Source organism: Castellaniella sp. S9, from assembly GCF_027257175.1.
Lineage (GTDB): Bacteria > Pseudomonadota > Gammaproteobacteria > Burkholderiales > Burkholderiaceae_B > Castellaniella.
In genome coordinates this window covers 75,858-95,954 of record NZ_JAPFGD010000012.1, presented here as the reverse complement: position 1 = coordinate 95,954, position 20,097 = coordinate 75,858, and the positions used below count along the sequence as shown (strand labels likewise).

Below are 20,097 nucleotides of genomic sequence, written 5' to 3'. Positions count from 1 at the left end.
GCCGGTTGACGGACCTTCCCGTATGCTATGTGGTGCGTAAGAAACCATCGTATTGAAGTTCCAACTTTGTAGCTTTTTTCATCATGATATCGACAAAGCAAGCTTCCTCGAATCCGGGCCGGGTAATCAAGACCAGTATGTCCGAGCAGATTTACGATCATTTGCGCACCAGTCTGATGGACGGTGAGTTTCGTCCGGGCGAGCGACTGACGATAGCTGCATTATCCGAGCGATACGGCACCTCGATTACCCCGGTCCGCGAGGCGATTTCCAGGCTCGCCAGCGAACAGGCGCTGCAAATCAAGGCGGCGACCTCGGTCATCGTGCCCGACCCGTCCGCGCGCAACCTGCGCGAGATCGTGGCCATACGCAGGGAACTCGAAGGCATGGCCGCGCAGCGGTTCGCGGAAACCGGAACGCCTGAAATGCTGGCGCGCCTGGAGGAAGCCAATGCGGAGTTCATCCACGCCGCGGCGACCGACCCGCGCGAGGCGGCTCGAAAGAATCGTGATTTTCATTTCCTGATCCTCAGATTTGCCGATATGCCTTATGTCGAGGCAATATGTGAAAACATGTGGGCGGTCATGGGGCCGTTCCTGCGTACCTTTCACGAGGAAATTCCTGTCAGGCGTTTATCGGCGGATAATCATCTCCATTTTAAATTTCTCGCGAGCGTCAAGGCCGGCGACCCGATTGGCGCCAAGCAAGCCATGCAGGCGGATATTTCCTGGAGCGACGAACTCATTACTCGCGTCGAGGAACGTCGCAACCGATCCGGCAAATAAATCAAACAAAAAACTGCTGGCTTGCCTGGCGCCGGATCACGCCACTGAATATCCGCCGTCCGCAACGAGGACGGAGCCATTCACATAACTCGCCTGGTCCGATGTCAAAAAGAAAATCACATTGGCGATTTCCTCGGGGCGGGCCCAGCGGCCCAGCGGGATGCGCGCGATAATGCCCGGGCCGCGTTGCGGGTCGTTTTTGGCGCCCGCGCCCAGGCGCGTGTCCACCCAGCCGGGTGCAACCGCGTTCGCCCGGATCCCGAGCGGTCCCCAAGCGGTTGCCATCGAGCGCGTGAGGGCAATCAGCCCGGCTTTCGAGGCGCCGTAGGCCGGTGCATTGCTGGCGCCGAAGAAGCTCCACATCGAGGCGATATTGACGATCGAGCCCTGCGCCTGTCGCAGCGGCTCGATCGCGGCCGTGGCCATGGCCATGGCTGCCGTCAGGTTGACGTTCAGGACTTGGTTGAAGTCCGTCGGCTGCCACTCCCGCGCCTGGCGGATGATGCCGGCGCAGTTGACCACGGCATCGATCCGGTCGGCGCGCCCGACCAGGGCCGAGAGCTGGGCGGGGTCGGTGACGTCGGTTTCATGGAATTCCAGCCCGTCCACCCCGTCCTCGCAGTCCATTCCGGCGGCGATTACGCGATAGCCGGCTTCGAGGTAGCGCCGCGCGGTCGCCAGTCCGATGCCCGTCCCGCCACCCGTCACAATGGTTGTTTTTTTCATGTTGAATCCTGGTGAGGGGGCTGTTATTGGTTCATGAAGTCTTCGGCGACCGAGGCGATGCCGGGGCCGTCGAGCTTGTAGTGCGCATACAGCGAGGTGGGCGGCGCGATCAGGCTGTACTCGTCATAGATGCCATGGCGCTTCAGGCGGATGCCCCGGCCCTCGTCGGCGATGACCTCGGCGACGGCGGCGCCCAGGCCGCCCAGGACGTTGTGCTCTTCCACGGTCATCAGCTTGCCGCTCTTTGAGGCGTCGGCCGCCGCGAGGATGGCGTCGCGGTCCAGCGGCTTGATGGAGGCCATGTTGATCACGCCGACGGAGCGCCCCTTTTTGCCCAGGGCCTCCGCGGCCTCGAGCGCCGCGTGGACGGTGATGCCGCACGCGATGATCGTCAGGTCCTCGCCGAGTCCGTGGATGCGGGCCTTGCCGAATTCAAAGTGCGTGCCGTCGGCGTACACGACGGGATCCCGGCCGCGGCCGATGCGGATGTAGAGGGGCCGGTCGCGTGTGGCCGATGCGCGGATGACGGCCTCGAGTTCGGCCCCGTCGCAAGGCGACACCAGGTCCAGGTCGGCGATGGAGCGCAGGGTGCCGATGTCTTCGGTGGCATGGTGCGACGTGCCGTAGAACCCCAGCGAGATGCCGGTGTGGTGGCCCACCATGCGCACGGGCTGTGCGCAATAGGCGATGTCCATGCGGATCTGTTCGCAGGCCAGCAGCGCCAGGAACGAGGAAAAGGTGGCGATGAACGGCGTGACACCGGTGGTGGCGATGCCGGCGGCCACCGACACCATGTTTTGCTCGGAGATGCCGAACGAGATGTAGCGGTCGGGATAGGCGTCGGCGAAGCGGTTCAGCCCGTTCGAGTATTTCAGGTCGGCCGAGCCCGCCATGACGTCGTGGCCGTCCTTGACCAGTGCGATCAGGCCGTTCGAGAGGTGATCAAGTCCCGGGTTCTTTGCGTTGAGCGCGCGGTATTGCCAGGAATTGTCGGATGTCGGTCCCATCATGTCAGATCACCTTCGAGTTGATTTCTTGGATGGCGGCTTGTTCGTCGGGCGTGTCCAGCCAGCCCAGGTGCCAGCCGGGTTCGGTCTCCATATAGGAGACGCCCTTGCCCTTGACCGTGCGCGCGATCACGCATACCGGTGCCTCGCGCGCGTCGTCGGCGCGCAGCCGACGCAGCAATGCGGTGACGGCAGCCACGTCGTGGCCGTCCACCGTGTGGACCTCCCATCCGAAGGAGCGCCACTTGTCGGTGAGGGGCTCGATCCCCATCACGTCGTCGACCCGGCCGTCAAGCTGGTAGCCGTTGCGGTCGACGATGGCGATCAGCTTGCCCAGGCGGTACTGCGCGGCGAACAAGGCCGCCTCCCAGACCTGGCCTTCCTGCATTTCGCCGTCGCCCATCATGCAGAACACGCGATAGTCCTTGCCGGTCCAGCGTTGCGCCAGCGTGATTCCGGCCGCGTTCGACAGCGCATGACCGATGGAACCCGATGAAAAATCGACGCCGGGCACCTTGCGCATGTCGGGGTGGTCGCCCAGGGGGCTGCCCAGACGTGTGTAGTCGTCCAGCCAGGCTTTGGGAAAGAAGCCCAGGTCGGCATAGATGGGAAACAGGCCGACGGCGGCGTGGCCTTTGCCGATGGTGAACCGGTCGCGTTCAGCCCAGCCGGGGTTGCCGCGCTGCAGCGTCATGACGTCGTAGTACAGCGCCGCGAATATTTCGGCGGCCGAGAAAACCGAGCTGTAGTGTCCCGTCTTGGCGATGCCGATGAGGCGGATCGCCTCGAGCCGTATCGCCCGCGCGCGTTCCTGCAGGCGGACCACTGTGTCTTGGTCGGGCGTGTAGCGGTCTACCGCGGGCGCCGGCGTGCGGGTTGCGCTGGCTGGTGCTTCGTCCATGAATGTCTCCGTGATGTGTCTAGCGGGCTCGTCCTGGAAAGGGACGGCATGCGCGTTTATATGATGATCCAAAATCCACTTCATATCAAGCATGATGCATCATGCGTGATGCTTGACACATGTTGAAGGGATCCCCTATCATGCGGAAAAACGCCGGCAGAGTCCTCGGCTACTACCGGAAATAAAACAATGCCCTTTGTTTTTCATTGGGTTAAGAGCACAGGAGACACACCGAATGATCGTGTTCGGATCACCGTCACGGTATATCCAGGGGGCAGGCGTCCTGTCCCGCTTGGGCCAGGAGGTCGCGACGTACGGGGACGCGGCGGCGCTGGTCGTCGACCCGATCGTGCTCGAGCGCTACGGCGCCCAGATGGCGGACAGTTGCGCGCAGGCCGGCGTGCGGCTGGCCGCCTTCCCTTTTGCCGGGGAATGCACGGATGCCGAGGTCCAGCGGCTGGCAGGGCAGGTGGGCCACCCCCGCATGATCATTGCGGCTGGCGGCGGCAAGTGCCTGGATATCGGCAAGGCCCTTTCCCATCGGCTTGGCCTGCCCATGATTTCGATACCGACCGCGGCCTCCACCGACGCGCCCGTCAGCCATAACTATGTGATGTACGACAGCAGCCACAAGCTGCTCGAGGTCCGTCACCTGCCGCGCAATCCGGCCCAGGTCATTGTCGACACGCAGGTCATCGCCGAGGCGCCTCGCCATCTGTTCGTGGCCGGGGTCGGCGATGCGATCGGCAAGATCTACGAGGTCGAGGCCTGCGTCAATGCCAGGGGCCGCAATATTTTTTCGGCCAATCCGGCGCTGTCGGCGCTGGCCCTGGCGCGCGCATGCCACGCCATACTGCTGGACAATGCGGACCAGGCGCTGGCCGCGGTCGATCAGCATCGACCCGACGATGCGTTCGAAGCCGTAGTCGAGGCCACGATCCTCATGAGCGGTCTGGCTTTCGAAAGCGGCGGCTTATCCATTTCGCACTCGATGACGCGAGGCCTGTCCAGTGTCCCGCAGTACGCGCGCACGCTGCATGGATTGCAGGTCGCCTACGCCAACCTGGTCCAGCTGCGGCTGGAGCATCGTCCGGACGCCGAGATCCAGGCCCTCATCGATTTCTATGGCCGCTGCGGGTTGCCCCGCAATCTGGTGGAACTCGGCGGGCAGCCCGGGCCCGGCGACATCCGGGCGATCGCCGCCGGCACGATGACATCACCCCATATCAACCACTTTCCGCATGGCTTGAGCATCGAGGATATTTCCGATGCGATGCACTGGCTGGAGTCCACGAGGTTAGCCGCATGAAAAAACATCTTTTCGAGAACATAGAAAAAGGCGAGCAATTCGGGCCGGTCCCGCTCAAGCTCGACGCGCACCTGGTTCGCGGCTTTTCGTTTGCCGTCGAGGATTTCAGCGCACGCTATTTCCATAGCGCGGCCGAGCCGGGTCCTTTCGTGGCCCCTGCCTTGCTGGCGAAAAAGCTCCTGCATATCTTCATGGAGAAATACGATCCGCAGGGGGTCAGCGCCGTTCACCTGAAAGACGATATCGAGTTCGTCGCACCGCCTCGCTTTGGCGACGAGGTCGTCCTGTCGGCCACGTACTCCGACACCTTCGTGCGCAAGGGCCGCACGTGCGTCGTGCTGGACGGCGAGGCCAGGGATTCCAGCGGTGCCCTGCTGGTGCGTCACCGGTCCATTGAGATCGTGCCGACTCAGCAGCAATACCCGGACCGTCCCCAGGCCGATCCTGTCGGCTTGTCCCAGCGCAGGGTGGCCACGGATTGGCCACAGGATCCCGTGGTCGCGGAGGGCGCCGAGGCGGCCCGGCCCGGCATGGTGCTGCCGCCGCGCAGCCGCACCATCCAACAGGACCAGATGTCCATGTTCGTCGGCGCCAACGAGGGCTGGCGCAACCTCCACACCGACATCGATATCGCGCGTGCGGCGGGATTCGAACGCACGATCATGTCGGGCATGATCCAGGCCTGCTGGTTCGCCCACCTGGTGACCGATTTTCTGGGCGACGCCTACCTGCGGGGCGGCCGGCTCGGCATCACGTTCCTGCGCAATGTCGAATCGGGCGACACCATTCAGCTGCGCGCTGTCGTTCGCGCCATCCAGACGGACGGCACGTTCGAAATCGAGTTCTGGTCGCAGAACGACAAGGGCGACGTCACAGCGGTCGGCTGGGCCGTCGGCAAGGCGGGCGCCGACAGCCGGACGTCGGGTTCGCCGGCCGATGCCTCGCATGTTCAATCCATTGCCACCGGAGACCAGTCATGAATCAAGCGGTCGATGCAGCACCCATCCTGTCGGTGCGCGAGATCTCCAAGAGCTACGGCGGACTGCATGCCGTCAGGCAGGCGTCCATTGATATCTTTGCCGGCGAGGTGGTCGCGCTGGTCGGCGACAACGGCGCCGGGAAATCCAGCTTCATCAAGATGCTGTCGGGTGTCATGCAGCCGGATGCGGGTTCGATCCTGGTGGGCGGGCGCGAGATGCAATTCCATTCACCCGCCGATGCCCGCTCGGCCGGCATCGAGACGCTGCACCAGAGCCTCGGCCTGGTCGATGTCTTCGATGTCCGTGAAAACCTCTTTCTGGGGCGCGAGCTCACGACGACCAAGTGGGGCGTCTTGCCCGTCATCGACACCCGCGCGATGCGCCGGCGCACCGAGGAGCTTCTCGCGCGCATCGACCTGAAGCTGCCCTCGATCGATGCCAAGGTGCGGTCCATGTCGGGCGGACAGCGCCAGTCGGTGGCGATCGCCCGCCTCTTGCTGGAGGAGGACGTGCGCCTGCTCATCATGGACGAGCCCATGGCGGCCCTGGGCGTCAATGAAGGCCAGAAGGTGCTGCAGCTGATCGACAGCCTGCGGACCAAGGGCCTGTCCACCCTGATCATCAGCCACAATCTCGAGCACGTGTTCACGGTCGCCGACCGTATCGCCGTCATGAAAAGCGGCCGCCTGATCGATGTCGTGAATACGCGCGAGGTCCAGCACGACGACATCGTCAGCATGATCATGACCGGCCGGCCGCTGCTCGCCAAGACCGCCGCCCCCGCCTGACAACAATGATTGCGGCCGCGGGAACCGGGCCGCGCAAAAAGAGACCAGCCATGACTGAATCCAGCCTGACCCCTGTTCGCGAACACAATACCTTGCGGGCAGCCACTTCCTTCCTGTTGCGCAACAGCCATATCGTGGCGTTGATCGTACTGCTTGCCGTGGCGTCCCTGGCGTCCCCCTACTTTCTCGGTACGCGCAACATCATGAACGTGCTGCGCGGCGCCGCGCCGATGCTGATTGTCTCGGCCGGCATGACGATCGTCATCATCAGCCGGGGCATCGACCTGTCGGTGGGCTCGATCCTGGGCTTTTCGGCCATGCTGATCGGTGTGCTGATGCCGTACGGCGCCGGCATTGCCATTGTCGCCGCGCTGATCGGCGGCACCATCCTGGGCCTGATCAACGGCCTGCTCATCACCAAGCTGCGCCTGCAGCCCTTCATCGCGACCCTGGCCATGCTGATCGCGGCGCGCGGCTTCGTGTATATCGCGACCGACGGGGCCAATATCGTGATGCGGGACTCGCCGGCCTGGTTCAAGGCCATCGGCTCGGGTTATCTGTGGACGGTCCCCATTCCCGTGCTCATCGCCTTTTTCGTCTGGCTGTACGCGGCCTACCTGCTGAGCTGGAGCCGCCTGGGCCGCCACATCTATGCCATCGGCGCCAATGAGGAGGCCGCCCGCCTCTATGGGATTCCCTGCGACCTGGTCAAGATCAAGGTCTATGCGCTGGCGGCGCTGTTCTCGGCGATTGCCGGGATCATCATGGCCTCGCGCCTGAATGTCGCCGAGCCCAACGTCGGGCAGTTGATGGAACTCGATGCGATCTCGGCCACATTGATCGGCGGGACCTCCCTGGATGGCGGCATTGGCGGCGTGCTCGGCACCGTGTTCGGCGTCCTGATCCTGGCCGTGCTCAGCAATATCTTGAATCTGCTGAACATATCACCCTTCGTTCAGATGGTGCTCCAGGGAGTCATCATCGTCATTGCAGTCGTCATGAGCGAGATGCGCTATCGCGCCAAGTCGTAACCACATGGACATCCCTTCCTTCGGGTGTCCGGATAATCAACCAAAGGAGAAACACCATGCAGCGTAGCAATACGAAGTTTCCGAGCCGGCGCGATTTTTTGCGGACTGCGGCGGCCTTGGGTGTGGGGGCTGTCGGAGCCCCGTTCGTGAGTACCGCCGCCTGGGCTCAAGACAGCCTCAAAGGAAAGCGGGTCGGATACTCCATGAGCTTTTCCACCATCGAGTGGCTGGTGGCCCAAAGGCGCGGCGTGACCGAGGCGGCAGCCCGATACGGCTTCGATCTCTCGGTGTCCGACGCGGCGGACAAACCGACGAAGCAGGTGCTGGATCTGGAGGATTTCGTCACCAAGCAGATGGACCTGATCATCATTTCCACCTATTACGCCGATGCGATCGCCCCTGCCGTCAAGGAGATCAACGAAGCCGGCATCCCCGTCGTGGTGCTGTCTTCGTCGTTGTCGGGCGATGCCGACTGGACGTGCCGGTTGGCGGCGGACAACCTCGCCACGGCCCGTTCCGCCGGTGAATACTACGTCAAGCACCTTCCCAAGGGTGCGAATGTGGTCCACATCGAAGGCAAGCCAGGGTCGATGGTGAATCAGGAGCGCACCAAGGGATGGCTGGAAGTCGTCAAAGGGTCGGGATTGAACCTGGTCGGCCATGCGGTCGCCAATTACGAGCGTTCGCAGGCGCTGCAGGCCATGGAGGATTTCCTGCAGGGCAACCCCAAGATCGATGCCGCATACTGCAACAACGACGACATGGCGCTGGGTGTGGCGCAGGCGGCCCGCGAGCGCGGCCGGCTCGAGGGGATGATGATCACGGGCTATGACGGTATTCAGCCCGAAGTCATGCGCGCCATTCATCAGGGCGACATCCACGGTACATGGCAGTATCCGCCGATGGGCGTGGAAGGTGTGGAGGCGGCGGCAGCCATTCTGTCGGGCAAGAAGGTGCCCAAGGAGGTTCTGTTCCCGTCCCCCATGATCAACAAGGAAAACGTGCTGGATTACTGGAATCCCGATACCAACGAGATGAATCCCCTCAAGTCGCTGCTGAAGATCTGACGCGAGGCCATGACTGGCCGGCCCGGCCCTGGCGGACAGCCGGCCGGGCCGGCGACTGCGGACCCACCAAGCCAACAGGAGGCTTACATTGTCTAACTCGATTGCCACCGCAGAGGTGGAACGGCGCTCGAAAGTCGTGTCCTTGCAGCAGGCGGCCGGCCTGGTGGCCAACGGCATGCGCATCGGCCTGGGCGGCTTTGCCATCTATCAGCGGCCGATGGCCTTTGTGCGCGAGCTGATTCGCCAACGGCGCAAGGATCTGACGGTCGTCGGCGTGACCAACAGCATAGAGGCCGACATGCTGATCGCCGCGGGGACTTGCAGCCGCCTCGAGACCAGCTACATGGGCTTCGAGAAATTCGGTCTGGCGCCGGCCTTTCGCCGGGCCTGCGAAAAGCACGGCTTCGATGCGGTGGATTACCCCGAACTGCTGGCCTGGGACCGGTTTCGCGCCGATCAGGAAGGCCTGCAGTTCTGGCCCGCCTCGGGGCTGGGCGGCACCAGCCTGGTCGAGCTCAATCCGGACATCAAGGCGTTCGACTGCCCCCTGACCGGCAAGCCCCTGCACGCCTTGCCGGCGACGCGTCTGGATATCGCGGTGATTCATGCGGCGGCGGCGGACAAATACGGGAACGTGATTGTGCCGGGCTTTCATAATTTGCCGCAAAGCTTCGATGTCACCTTGTCGCGCAGCTGCCGCAAGCTTGTCGTCACGGCGGAGCGCATCGTCAGCGACAACTTCCTGCAGCGTCACGCCCGCCTGGTCCAGATTCCGGCCGCGCGCGTGCATGCCGTGGTCGAGGTGCCCTTTGGCGCGCATCCGACGTCGATGCTGGGCCGCTACCTCGATGACGATACGCATTGGGCCCAGTACATCGGCGCCGCGAAAACAGAGGAAGGGGTCGCCGAATACCTGAAAGCGAACGTGTTCGACCTGGCGTCGCACGATGATTACCTGGACCGTATCGGCGGCGCCAGGCTTGCAAGCCTACTTCAAGTGGATCTCCAGCAATGAATACTCCCGCTACATTGAATGAGCTGCTCGTCGTTACGCTGGCGCGTGAATTCCGCAACGACGAGGTCGGTTTCACCGGGCTCGCCACCGGCGCCGCCGCCGCCCTGTTCGCCACCGCCATTCCGCTGGCGGCGATGCAGCTGGCCCGCCGTACGCATGCCCCGGACCTGACCGTCCTGCTGGCAGGGTGGATCTACAACCCCGACCTGGCGCGCCTGGACGAGCTGCCCGATGCGGAATTCGCCGAAAAGCTGCGCGACCTGCCATGCGAGTCGCAAAGCCTGGACTACCCCGGATCCTGGCCGCATCGCAACGGCGCCATTTCGTTCGGATTCGGCTCGGGCGTACAGGTCGATGCGTGTGGAAACATCAACAGCGTCCTGGTCGGCGATCCGGCGCGGCCGAAGGTCAGGCTGGTGGGCTCCATCCTGCTGCCCGAGCATTTTTCCCAGTTCGGGCGTGAATACATCATGATGCCGCGTCACGACCAGCGCACGTTTGTCGAGCAGGTCGATTATGTCGCCGGCGTGGGCTATCCCGGCGGCCTCGAGGGCCGGGCGCGTCTCGGGCTGGAATCGGGCGGGCCGGAACTGGTCGTCACGCCCAAGTGCATTTTTGATTTCGACAAGGTGGCGGGCCGGATGAAGGTCCGGTCCATCCATCCCGGCGTCACGGCCGACGAGCTGCGGGCAGCCACCGGCTTTGACCTGGGCGACCTGTCGGGCGTGCCCCAGACCGCGCCGCCGACCGAGCGGGAGCTGGAGATCATCCGCCGGGAAATCGATCCGCGCTCGGCACTGCTGGGATACGACATGGCGTCGGCGCAATAGGAGCAGTCATGGACATCAGCGGCCACACACGGGTGGTGTGCATCATCGCCGACCCCATCGGTCACGTAAAGACGCCCGAGCACATGAACGGCTTCTTTCGCGACCACGGTATCGACGCGGTCGTGGTCCCGGCGCACGTTGCGCCGCAGGATCTGGCGGCCGTCCTGCAGGGCCTGCGGCGCATCCACAGCCTTGCCGGCCTGATCGTCACGGTGCCACACAAGATCGATATCCTGGCGCTGTGCGATCACCATGAGGAATCCGCGCGTATCGCCGGCGCTACCAATGTGGTACGGCGTACGCCTGAAGGTTTGTGGGTGGCGGCGAATTTCGATGGCATGGGTTTTGTGCAGTCGCTCGTCGACCGCGTCGGTCCCATCCAGGGCAAGTCCGTCTATATGGCGGGCGCGGGTGGTGTCGCGCGGGCGATTGCATTCAGCCTGGCCGATGCCGGCATATCCCGGCTCGCCATCCACAATCGCAGCGAGGCCAAGGCCGCCGAGCTGGCCCGCGCGGTGCAACGCCAGTATCCGGGTGTCGCGGCCGGCACGACGGGCACCCATCCGACAGACTTCGACATCGCGTTGAATGCGACGACGGTTGGATTGAAGCCCGGGGATGCCGAGCCGTTCTTCATCGATGGGCTCCGGTCCGATTGTCTGGTGGCTGATGTGATCATGCAGCCGCTGATGACGCCGCTGCTTGCGGCGGCGCGCAAGCGCGGCTTGCGGATCTGCATGGGCGACGGGATGCTGAAGCATCAGTTGCGGGCATTCGCGGAATTTCTTGGGTTCACCGTTACGGACGGCGCTTTGGCCGGTGCCGCAGATGGCGTCATCAGATAAATAGGGAAAAGATGAAATCCAATGCAGCCTTGAAAGGCATCAAAGTCGTCGACCTCAGCCGCTTCATTGCGGGGCCTTATTGCGGCGTGATGCTGGGGGACCTGGGGGCGGACGTGATCAAGGTCGAGCGTGTCGGCAGGGGGGACGATACCCGCAGCTTTGTTCCACGGCATGGTGACGAAAGCCTCTATACCATCGCCATGAACCGCAACAAACGCAGTGTCGAGCTCAATCTGCGCAGCCCGCAGGGGCAGGCCACACTGCGTGAGCTCATTGCAGGGGCCGATGTGGTGATTGAGAATTTCGTCCCGGGCACACTCGAAAAAATGGGCTGCGGATGGGATGACATGAGTGCCGTCAATTCGCGTCTCATCATGGCGAGGATCTCCGGCTTCGGGCAGACCGGGCCGTACGCCAAGCGGCCGTGCTTCGACGTGATTGCGCAGGCCATGTCCGGCCTGATGGACATGACGGGCGCGGTCGACGGGCCGCCCACGGCCGCCGGCGTGTTCGTCGTGGATTACAGTACCGCGCTGTATGCGACGATCGGCATCCTGGCTGCTCTGCAGGATCGCCATCGGACGGGCAAGGGGCAACTGGTTGAATGTGCCTTGTTGAACTCCGCCGTGTCGATGCTGCTGACCGCCATCCCGGATTACTTGCTGAATGGCACCGAGGTGACGCGCGCGGGTACGCGCGACCGATTCAACGCGCCCGGGGATGTCTTTCCGACTGCCGACGGCGACTGGATCATTCTGATCACGGTGGGCGACGATAAGTTCCAGCGTCTGGCCGAACTCATGGAGGCCCCCGAACTGGCCACGGATCCGCGGTTTGCGACGAACTTGGGGCGCCTCGAGAATCGCGACGAAATCGAATCCATCGTCAATGCCTGGACTCGGCGTCACAAGACCGCCGACCTGCTGCAGCGCATCGAGTCTGTAGGGATCCCATGCGCCAAAGTGGCCCGGATCTCGGATATCGCCAACAACCCCCACTTGCGCGACACCGGCCATATCATCGAGCTGGATCAACCGAGCGGCCCCGTGCCGATCCAGGGGTTCCCCTACCGCCTGCATGGCTCACCGCTGGCCGTGCATCGCCGGGCCCCCCTGTGTGGCGAGCACACGCAGGAGGTGCTGTCCGAATGGCTGGGCATGCCGGCCGAAAAGATCGACCAGCTCAAGGACGCTGGTGTGGCGTGATCGTGATGAACGTCTCGTGAATGAGTGTGAAAGAACCGGAGCCGTGGAGCCATGTCTGAATTTGCCGTCTATCCAAGCTTGAACAATCGTGTCGTGATCATTACGGGCGGGGCATCGGGCATCGGTGCCTCGATGGTGGCCGGCTTTTGCGAACAGAAGGCCCGTGTTCACTTCCTGGATATCGATGACGCCGCCTCGCAGGCCTTGGTCGAGGACGTGCGCGGCCGCGGCTGGCCGGCGCCGCAGGCTCACCACTGCGACATCCGCGACATCGATCGCCTGAGGGAGATCGTCGAGGCCATCGGCGGGGCCGAGGCCGGCATCGACGTGCTGGTCAATAACGCGGCCAACGACCAACGCCACAAGTTCGAGGATGTCACGCTGGAGTATTGGGACGAACGCATGGCGCTCAATTTGCGTCATCAGTTCTTTGCGGCCCAGGCGGTGTTGCCCGCCATGCGGCAAAAAGGGGGCGGCGCCATCATCAATATGGGCTCGTCCAGCTGGCGCCTGGGCGTGGACGCCATGCCGTGCTATACGACGGCCAAGGCGGGTATTGAAGGCTTGACCCGCAGCCTGGCGCGTTATCTGGGTCCCGACCGGATCCGTGTCAATTGCGTGGTGCCCGGCTGGATCATGACCGAGCGCCAGAAGACACTGTGGCTCACCCCCGAGGCGGATGCTGAACTCATGAGGCGGCAGTGCATCAAGGAACACGTGCAGCCGGACGACATCGCCCGGATCGTGCTGTGGCTCAGTGCCGCGGACAGCGTCCATTGCACGAACCAGAGCTTTGTCGTGGACGGGGGCCGCCTCTAGCTGGATCCATCGACGGGCTGGAGGGCCGCACAACAATTCATGGGCCGCTCTTTTTGAGGGGCGGCCCTTTCGCGTTTTGGGCGGTTCGGGTGGAGGGTGCCGTGAGGGAGATTTTTATCGCGCGAGCATGCTGACGCGGTGAAGTCTAGTCCTTACAATACAAGCATGGACGCGCTAGACACACTTCGTTTTGCTGTCAGCGACCGCATCAATGATGTCGAGGTCGGGCCCAGTCATGTCCCTCTGTCGTTGCTAGGTGATTTCCAAAAGGATGTTAGCGAGTTCTTGAGGGGCTCGTCCCGGGATGTCGATCCCTCTGAGCTGCGGGTTTCGATAGAGGAAGGTTCGTTAGCGTTGGTGGTGTCGGGATTGTTCGCGGCGACGAGTCTATGGGCCGACATGGGCAGGCTGCAGGCGCAGGATGCGCTAGGGCATATCGAACCCAAACGTGCCGCGGTGATTGAGCGTTGGCAGGTGACCGCGCGCCGGAATCCGCAGCGGACCTATCGCGTGGCTGATGCGTCTGCGCGTGTAAACATATTGATCAATGGTTCGACGGATTTCCGCAGAACCGAGGATGTTTGGGTGGCTGTTGAAAAATACGTGTATGGTCGGGTTGTTGACTTGGGTGGAAAACTCAAGGCCAACGTGCATCTGGAATTGGATGACGGCACCCTACTGACGATTGCCGCGACGCAGAGCCTCTTGGCCCAAGAAGAACAAAATCGCCTGTACAGGCCCGCCTTGCTGCATATTACGGCAGAGGAGAATCTGCTGACGGGCGCTCTCCGCAACCCCAACCTACTGGGATTCGAAACACATCAACCCACCTATGATGCGAATGAGTTCCAGTTGATGGTGCAGCGTGGTACCGCGGCTTGGTCCGGCGTGTCCGATGCGGTTGCCTGGTTGGAGGAACTGCGGGGCGGCAACACATGACAGCATCTGTGCTGCTTGACACGAGTTTCTTGATTTCTCTGGTGGACGGACAGCGTCCAAATCATCGTGTGCGTACCGCCAGGCGATGTACGGTAAGGGCTGTTTTGCTGGCAGATGGCTTTGATGCTTGTGCTTTCAATGAGGATGGCCAGACGGGGCTGCCGCTGGAAGGCGATTAAAGCAGACGTTGCAACAAAGCCATAGTGGGCCCTCGAGGCAACACGGATCATCATGGCCGCCGAACAACGGGACACCCTTTGGACCACATCCCTTGGAAAATCTCGGACTCTCCGACAGGCGCCCCTTCTATGCCGGCTTCTTGCTCAGCCGCTCGTAGTTGTCCCGCAACAACAACCCGGCGTAGTACACATGTTCGCGCATGAGCTGCTCGGCGCGGGCGCCGTCGCGTTCGATGACGGCCGCCACGATCCGGTGGTGGTCGTTGTGGGACCGGAGGATGACGCCGTGGTCGTCCCACAGCATGATCCGGTCCGAGGCGAAGGGCATGGTCTGGGATTGAGCGGCAAAGCGCGTGACCCAGGAGTTCTCGGCCGCCTTCAGCAGGGTGTCGTGCAACACGATGTTCATCTGCTGGTAGGGCTGGTGGTCCTCGGGCAGCAGTTCGCCCTTGGCCAGGATGGCGTCGCCCTCGGCCAGGCAGGCCTTCAGTCTGCTGATGGCCAGGTTGGACAGGCCCGCCTGGGCCGCGCGCCGGCAGGCCAGGCCCTCGAGCACGGCGCGCACCTCGTAGGCGCCGATGATGTCCTCGTACTGATAGACCCGGACGGTGTATCCACGCTTGGGCTGGTGCTCGAGCAGGCCCTCGTTGCCCAGGTTCGCCAGGGCGGCGCGGATGGGCGTGCGCGAGACGCCGAGCTTTCCGGCCAGCGGGATTTCCTCGAGGCGTTCGCCGGGCGCCAGGATGCCCTGGAGAACCCAGTTCCGAAGCGTTTCGGTGACGTGATCGGCTAAGGTATTCATCAGAATATTGTATACATAAAAAAGCTGAACTAATAGAGTCGTCGCTTCGCATTCGGGGCTAGGGCAAACACGGATAACCTGGGAAGAAGCGCGTATGCATAATTAATATATATCAAGAATTTCTTGAAGCAGGGCATTGGGTTTGTCCCTTGAAACCCCTCGGACTGTTCCTTATGTATACATGAAAGGCGTGCCGAGTGCTTGTTCAACCACCACGAGGAGTCGAGATGAAATTCAACGCAATCCGGCGGGCGGCGATGTGCATGGCGATCGCAGGCCTGGGGTTGGCTCCGGCCGCGCAGGCGGCGGATCCCGGCATCACCGATACGGCCATCCGCATCGGTCTGTTCTCGCCCCTGTCGGGCAGCGGCATGGCCTACGGCTTCGACGTGGTCAACGCGGCCAAGATGTACTACGACAAAGTCAATAAGGAAGGCGGCATCCACGGCCGCAAGATCGAACTGGTCGTCGAGGACACGCGCTGCAACGCCAACGACCTGGTGGCGGCGGTCAAGAAGCTGGTCGAACAGGATCATGTGTTCCTGCTGAACGGCGGCTCGTGCTCGGCCGCCGTGGTCGCGGCACGCGAATACGTCGAGCGCGCCAAGGTGCCTTTCTTCATGCTGAACGCCTCGGGCGACGGCGCGCTGTATCCGCCGTCCAAGTACATCTACGGCGCCTTCTCGATCTCGCAGTATGCGGTGGGCGGCTCTGTGGTCGAGTTTGCCGTGGATCATTTCAAGGCCAAAAAGATCGGCTACATCAACCACGACGACGCCTACGGCGGCTGGAACCAGACCGCCGCCGAGTTCCAGGCCAAGCGGCACGACGGCGTCTCGCTGAGCGTGCAGTCGATCAATCCGTCGATCAACGACGTGACCGCGCCCATGCTGAAGGTGCGTGCCGCCGATCCGGACGTGCTGCTGCTGACGACGTATGCGCGCCCGGCCGCGCTGATCATCAAGAAAGCGCACGAGCTGGGCTGGAACAAGCCCATCGTCCTGACGGTCACCGGCACGGCGGACCTCACCCAGCTGGTCGAGAACGTGGGCGGCGCGGCCGCGCTCCAGAACTTCTACATCCAGGACGTGGTCCTGGGCCTGCCTTCGGATCCCAAGATGCAGTGGGTCTATGACATGTACAAGGAGTACTACCCCGATCTGGCGGCCAAGCCCGGCCATCCGCAAAGCTACATGCCCTACGGCCTGCCGCCCGCGATGACGGTGGTCAAGGCGCTCGAGGACGCAGGGCCCGAGCCCACCCGCGAGAAAGTGCTGGCCGCGCTGCAGAACTTCAAGCTCGAAACGGGTGTGATGGCCAGCCCGGTCGAGTTCACGCCGACCGACCATGCCGCGCAGAAATCGGCCATCTACATGAAGTTCGACGGCCAGAACAGGGAACTGATCCCCGGCACTTTCAAGAGCGCCTGGACCTATACGCCCAAGCAATGATGCGCCGGTCGCCCGCCGCTCCGCGCGTAGGGGCGGCGGCGCCCGTGGAGTAAACGATGAGTGTTGCGGATATCTGGCTGTTCCTGCAGCAAGGCGTGCTGTCCGGTCTGGTGACCGGCAGCGTGTACGCCTTGCTGGCGGTGGCGGTCGTGATTGTGTTCAAGACGACGGACGTCCCCAATTTCGCGCAGGGCGAGATCTTCATGGTCGGCGGCTATGTGGCGCTGTTCATGATCCTCGTGCTGGATTGGCACTATGCGCTGGTGATCCCGGTCACGCTGATCGCCGTCGCAGCGATCTGCGCACTGTTCCAGCGGGTGGTGATGGAACGGGTGATCGCCTCCAAGGGCGTGGGGGTGCAGCTCGTGATCGCCACGCTGGGCCTGGCCTATGTGCTCAAGGGGGCGGTGCGCCAGACCGGTCTGGGGGATGCGCCGCGTTCGCTGCCCGCGCTGATCGCGCCTGACACCGTGATCATCGGCGACGCGGTGCTGACGCGGCTGGACCTGATGATTCTGTCGACCGCCCTGGTGGTGATGCTGGGCCTGTATGTGCTGTTCAACCACACGCGCACCGGCAAGGCCATGCGGGCGGTGGGCATGAACCCCAAGGCCTCGCAGATCGTCGGCGTCAGCCTGGTGCGCATCCGTATGCTGGTGTGGGCGCTGGCGGGCTTGATATCGGCGGTCGCGGCCATCCTGATCACGCCCAAGATCCTGATCACGCCGGATATCGGCCACATCGCCATCCTGGCGTTCGCCGCCGCGATCGTGGGCGGCATCACCAGCATTCCGGGGGCGATCGTCGGCGGCTTCATCATCGGCGTCGCGGAAAACCTGGTCGGGCTGTTTGTCTCGACCAACGCCATCGTGGTGGCGCCGTTCCTGGCCATCCTGATTGTGCTGGTGGTGCGCCCGCAAGGCATCCTCGGCGGCAAAGCGCAGGTCAAGAAAGTATGAAAATGGATTTCGACAAATGGGCGCTGGCCGCGGCCGCCGTGGTGCTGGCGGTGCTGCCCTTCATCGCCAGCGGCTACATCCTGTACATCGTCAACCTGCTGATGATCTACATCGTGCTGGCGCTGGGCCTGCACATCGTGATCGGCGAGACCGGGCAGTTCGCCCTGTCGCATGCCGCGTTCTACGGAATCGGCATCTATGTGGCCGGCATCATCAACAATGCCTGGCATCCGAACCTGGTGATCTCGGTGCTGGTCGCGGGCGTGGTGGCCGCCGGCCTGGGCTATCTGCTGGGCGCGCTGGCGATCCGCATGCGCGACATCTACCTGGCCCTGTCCACCTTCGCCTTCGGCGAGGCCATGCAGTGGGTGTTCCTGAACTGGAACGAGGTGACCAATGGCTCGAACGGCTACCAGATGTCGCCGGCCTGGTTCTTCGGTTTCGAACTGACCTCGGACCTGCGCGCCTATCCGTTCACGGTGCTGGGCGCCGCCCTGATGCTGTGGGTGACGGTGTGGCTGTCGCGCTCGCAGCTGGGCGCGGCCTTTCGCGCGGTGCGCGAGAGCGACGTCGCCGCGCAGGCCATGGGCGTGAACGCCAATGTCATCAAGCGCGTCGCCTTCATGTGTTCGGCCGCCTATGCGGGGATGGCGGGCGGGCTGTACACGACCTTCGCCTCGTTCATCCACCCCGAGAGCCTGGGTTTCTGGACCACGATCCTGATCCTCATCATGATCGTCGTGGGCGGCATCGGATCGGTGCGCGGCGCGGTGATCGGGGCGGTGATCTTCGGCCTGATCTCCGAGCTGCTGCGCCAGGTGCTGTCGTTCCAGGAAATCATCTATGGCCTGATCCTGATCGGCTTCATGATGTTCGCGCCGCGCGGCTTGTTCAGCGGCCGCAGGCGTGCCCGCAAGGCGGCGGCCGCAACGGGCGCCGGGTCCTCCGGAGAGACGCAGGCATGAACGATCAGACCCAGGCCCTCTTGTCCATCGACGGGCTGACCGTGCGCTTTGGCGGCCTGACCGCCGTGGACGACTTGTCCTTCCAGGTGCTTCCCGGGCGGATACACGCCTTGATCGGGCCCAACGGCGCGGGCAAGTCCACCACCTTCAACTGCATCTCGCGCTATTACGATCCCACCGGCGGCGCCATCTCGTTCGCGGGTGCGGACGTCACGCGGCACCGCGCCGCGGACATGGCGGCGCTGGGGGTCGCACGCACTTTCCAGAACCTGGAACTCTTCAACGACCTGACGGTCGAGGAAAACGTGCTGCTGGGCACGTACTCCTACGGCGCGCGCGGCCTGGCCCGGCTGTTGCGCCGGCCGGTCGCGGCCAACCGCGAATTCGCCCACCATCTGCTGGAACGCGTCGGCCTGATCGATTTCCTGGACGCCAGGGCGGGCGGGCTGGACTTCGGCCGCCAAAAGATGCTCGAGCTGGCGCGCGCGCTGGCGATCAAGCCGCGCCTGCTGCTGCTGGACGAGCCGGCGGCGGGCCTGCGCAACCGCGAGATCGACAAGCTCGACGGCATCCTGACCGACCTGGCCTCGCGCGAGGGCGTGACCGTGCTGCTGGTCGAGCACGTGATGCAGCTCGTCATGTCGATCTCGGACCGCATTACCGTGATGTCCTTCGGACACAAGATCGCCGAGGGCCCGCCGGCGGAGATCCGCAGCGATGCGCGCGTGATCGAGGCCTACCTGGGCAAGGGGAACCTTGATGAGTGAACCGTTCCTGTCGGTCCAGGCGATTTCCGCCTCGTACGGCAATATTTCAGCGCTGCACGAGGTCTCGCTGGAGGTGCCCAAGGGCGGCATCGTGGCTTTGCTGGGCGCCAATGGCGCGGGCAAGTCCACCACCCTGAACGTGATCTCGGGCCTGGTGCGTGCATCGCATGGCGCGGTGCGCTTTGACGGCGAGCCCATCCATCGGCTGCCGGCCGACGACATCGTGCGGCGCGGTATCATCCAGGTGCCCGAGGGCCGCGAGATCTTTCGCGAGATGAGCGTGCGCGAAAACCTCGAGATGGGTGCCTACACGCGCAAGGACCGCGCCGCTGTGGCGGCCGACCTGGATGCGATGTGCGACATTTTTCCGCGCCTGCGCGAACGCATCGGTCAGAAGGCCGCCACCCTGTCGGGCGGCGAGCAGCAGATGCTGGCGACCGCGCGGGCGATGATGGCGCGCCCCCGCATGATTTTGATGGACGAGCCCTCGATGGGCCTCGCGCCGCTGGTGGTCGAACAGATCTTCGAGACGGTCAGGACGCTGAATCGCGAGCAGGGCATCACGATCCTGTTGGTCGAACAGAACGCCCAGTTGGCCCTGTCGGTCTCCAGCCACGCCTACATCCTCGAGAACGGCGAGCTGGTGCTGCAGGGCCCCTCGGCGGACCTGAAGAACGACGAGGCGGTGCGGCGCGCGTATTTAGGCGCGTGAGCGCTTTTATTGAAG

21 protein-coding genes and 1 pseudogene are annotated in these 20,097 nt (G+C 63.5%); 18 read left to right on the top strand and 4 right to left on the bottom strand.

Annotated features, from left to right (window positions below):
• Positions 1 to 137 precede the first annotated feature (137 nt).
• On the top strand, positions 138 to 785 hold the full coding sequence (locus OOZ48_RS17340) for a GntR family transcriptional regulator (RefSeq protein ID WP_269500077.1): 648 nt from the start codon (positions 138 to 140) through the stop codon (positions 783 to 785).
• 36 nt (positions 786 to 821) lie between these two features.
• Here OOZ48_RS17340 and OOZ48_RS17335 read toward each other — a convergent pair whose 3' ends face one another.
• From OOZ48_RS17335 to OOZ48_RS17325, 3 genes are read right to left on the bottom strand one after another with little or no spacing between them, the layout of a single operon-like run.
• Positions 822 to 1,511, bottom strand: a complete 690-nt coding sequence (locus OOZ48_RS17335) for an SDR family NAD(P)-dependent oxidoreductase (protein WP_269500076.1) — start codon at positions 1,509 to 1,511, stop codon at positions 822 to 824.
• A 23-nt stretch (positions 1,512 to 1,534) separates the two neighbouring features.
• Positions 1,535 to 2,521 carry a transketolase family protein gene (locus OOZ48_RS17330; protein ID WP_269500075.1) on the bottom strand — a complete coding sequence of 329 codons (987 nt, stop codon included), beginning with the start codon at positions 2,519 to 2,521 and terminating at the stop codon, positions 1,535 to 1,537.
• 1 nt (position 2,522) lies between these two features.
• Complete coding sequence (locus OOZ48_RS17325) at positions 2,523 to 3,419, bottom strand: transketolase (protein ID WP_269500074.1); 897 nt, start codon at positions 3,417 to 3,419, stop codon at positions 2,523 to 2,525.
• Between the two features lie 235 nt (positions 3,420 to 3,654).
• On the opposite strand from OOZ48_RS17325, the gene OOZ48_RS17320 reads away from it, so the two are divergent.
• The 12 genes and pseudogenes from OOZ48_RS17320 (at position 3,655) to OOZ48_RS17270 (ending at position 14,247) form a co-directional block, all read left to right on the top strand.
• Complete coding sequence (locus OOZ48_RS17320; protein ID WP_269500073.1) at positions 3,655 to 4,728, top strand: glycerol dehydrogenase; 1,074 nt, start codon at positions 3,655 to 3,657, stop codon at positions 4,726 to 4,728.
• Positions 4,725 to 5,708 carry a MaoC/PaaZ C-terminal domain-containing protein gene (locus tag OOZ48_RS17315; protein WP_269500072.1) on the top strand — a complete coding sequence of 328 codons (984 nt, stop codon included), beginning with the start codon at positions 4,725 to 4,727 and terminating at the stop codon, positions 5,706 to 5,708. The genes OOZ48_RS17320 and OOZ48_RS17315 overlap by 4 nt, the downstream gene beginning before the upstream one ends.
• Entirely contained in the window at positions 5,705 to 6,496 is a 792-nt protein-coding gene (locus OOZ48_RS17310) for an ATP-binding cassette domain-containing protein (protein WP_269500071.1), read from the top strand. The genes OOZ48_RS17315 and OOZ48_RS17310 overlap by 4 nt, the downstream gene beginning before the upstream one ends.
• Before the next feature lie 50 nt (positions 6,497 to 6,546).
• Positions 6,547 to 7,527, top strand: a complete 981-nt coding sequence (locus OOZ48_RS17305; protein WP_269500070.1) for an ABC transporter permease — start codon at positions 6,547 to 6,549, stop codon at positions 7,525 to 7,527.
• Between the two features lie 56 nt (positions 7,528 to 7,583).
• Positions 7,584 to 7,682 (top strand): annotated as a pseudogene (locus OOZ48_RS18600) (ubiquinol-cytochrome c reductase iron-sulfur subunit N-terminal domain-containing protein); the annotation flags it as partial.
• A 48-nt stretch (positions 7,683 to 7,730) separates the two neighbouring features.
• Positions 7,731 to 8,594, top strand: a complete 864-nt coding sequence (locus OOZ48_RS17300; RefSeq protein WP_269500069.1) for a substrate-binding domain-containing protein — start codon at positions 7,731 to 7,733, stop codon at positions 8,592 to 8,594.
• A gap of 88 nt (positions 8,595 to 8,682) precedes the next feature.
• Positions 8,683 to 9,609, top strand: a complete 927-nt coding sequence (locus OOZ48_RS17295) for a CoA transferase subunit A (RefSeq protein ID WP_269500068.1) — start codon at positions 8,683 to 8,685, stop codon at positions 9,607 to 9,609.
• Complete coding sequence (locus tag OOZ48_RS17290; protein WP_269500067.1) at positions 9,606 to 10,439, top strand: hypothetical protein; 834 nt, start codon at positions 9,606 to 9,608, stop codon at positions 10,437 to 10,439. The genes OOZ48_RS17295 and OOZ48_RS17290 overlap by 4 nt, the downstream gene beginning before the upstream one ends.
• A gap of 8 nt (positions 10,440 to 10,447) precedes the next feature.
• Entirely contained in the window at positions 10,448 to 11,284 is an 837-nt protein-coding gene (locus OOZ48_RS17285) for a shikimate dehydrogenase family protein (RefSeq protein WP_269500066.1), read from the top strand.
• A gap of 11 nt (positions 11,285 to 11,295) precedes the next feature.
• A complete protein-coding gene (locus tag OOZ48_RS17280) occupies positions 11,296 to 12,489 on the top strand; it encodes a CaiB/BaiF CoA transferase family protein (RefSeq protein ID WP_269500065.1) in 1,194 nt (397 codons plus the stop codon).
• Positions 12,490 to 12,540: 51 nt separating this feature from the next.
• Positions 12,541 to 13,308 carry an SDR family NAD(P)-dependent oxidoreductase gene (locus OOZ48_RS17275; RefSeq protein WP_269500064.1) on the top strand — a complete coding sequence of 256 codons (768 nt, stop codon included), beginning with the start codon at positions 12,541 to 12,543 and terminating at the stop codon, positions 13,306 to 13,308.
• 165 nt (positions 13,309 to 13,473) lie between these two features.
• Positions 13,474 to 14,247, top strand: coding sequence for a hypothetical protein (locus tag OOZ48_RS17270; RefSeq protein ID WP_269500063.1), 774 nt, complete (start codon positions 13,474 to 13,476; stop codon positions 14,245 to 14,247).
• Positions 14,248 to 14,553: 306 nt separating this feature from the next.
• Here the strand turns inward: OOZ48_RS17270 and OOZ48_RS17265 are convergent, their stop codons facing one another.
• Entirely contained in the window at positions 14,554 to 15,228 is a 675-nt protein-coding gene (locus OOZ48_RS17265; protein ID WP_269500062.1) for a GntR family transcriptional regulator, read from the bottom strand.
• A 227-nt stretch (positions 15,229 to 15,455) separates the two neighbouring features.
• On the opposite strand from OOZ48_RS17265, the gene OOZ48_RS17260 reads away from it, so the two are divergent.
• From OOZ48_RS17260 to OOZ48_RS17240, 5 genes are read left to right on the top strand one after another with little or no spacing between them, the layout of a single operon-like run.
• Entirely contained in the window at positions 15,456 to 16,679 is a 1,224-nt protein-coding gene (locus OOZ48_RS17260; RefSeq protein ID WP_269500061.1) for an ABC transporter substrate-binding protein, read from the top strand.
• 56 nt (positions 16,680 to 16,735) lie between these two features.
• Entirely contained in the window at positions 16,736 to 17,638 is a 903-nt protein-coding gene (locus tag OOZ48_RS17255) for a branched-chain amino acid ABC transporter permease (protein ID WP_269500060.1), read from the top strand.
• Entirely contained in the window at positions 17,635 to 18,603 is a 969-nt protein-coding gene (locus tag OOZ48_RS17250; protein ID WP_269500059.1) for a branched-chain amino acid ABC transporter permease, read from the top strand. Before OOZ48_RS17255 ends, OOZ48_RS17250 begins: the two co-directional genes overlap by 4 nt.
• Positions 18,600 to 19,370, top strand: coding sequence for an ABC transporter ATP-binding protein (locus tag OOZ48_RS17245; protein WP_269500058.1), 771 nt, complete (start codon positions 18,600 to 18,602; stop codon positions 19,368 to 19,370). The genes OOZ48_RS17250 and OOZ48_RS17245 overlap by 4 nt, the downstream gene beginning before the upstream one ends.
• Positions 19,363 to 20,082, top strand: coding sequence for an ABC transporter ATP-binding protein (locus OOZ48_RS17240; protein WP_269500057.1), 720 nt, complete (start codon positions 19,363 to 19,365; stop codon positions 20,080 to 20,082). Before OOZ48_RS17245 ends, OOZ48_RS17240 begins: the two co-directional genes overlap by 8 nt.
• Positions 20,083 to 20,097 lie beyond the last annotated feature (15 nt).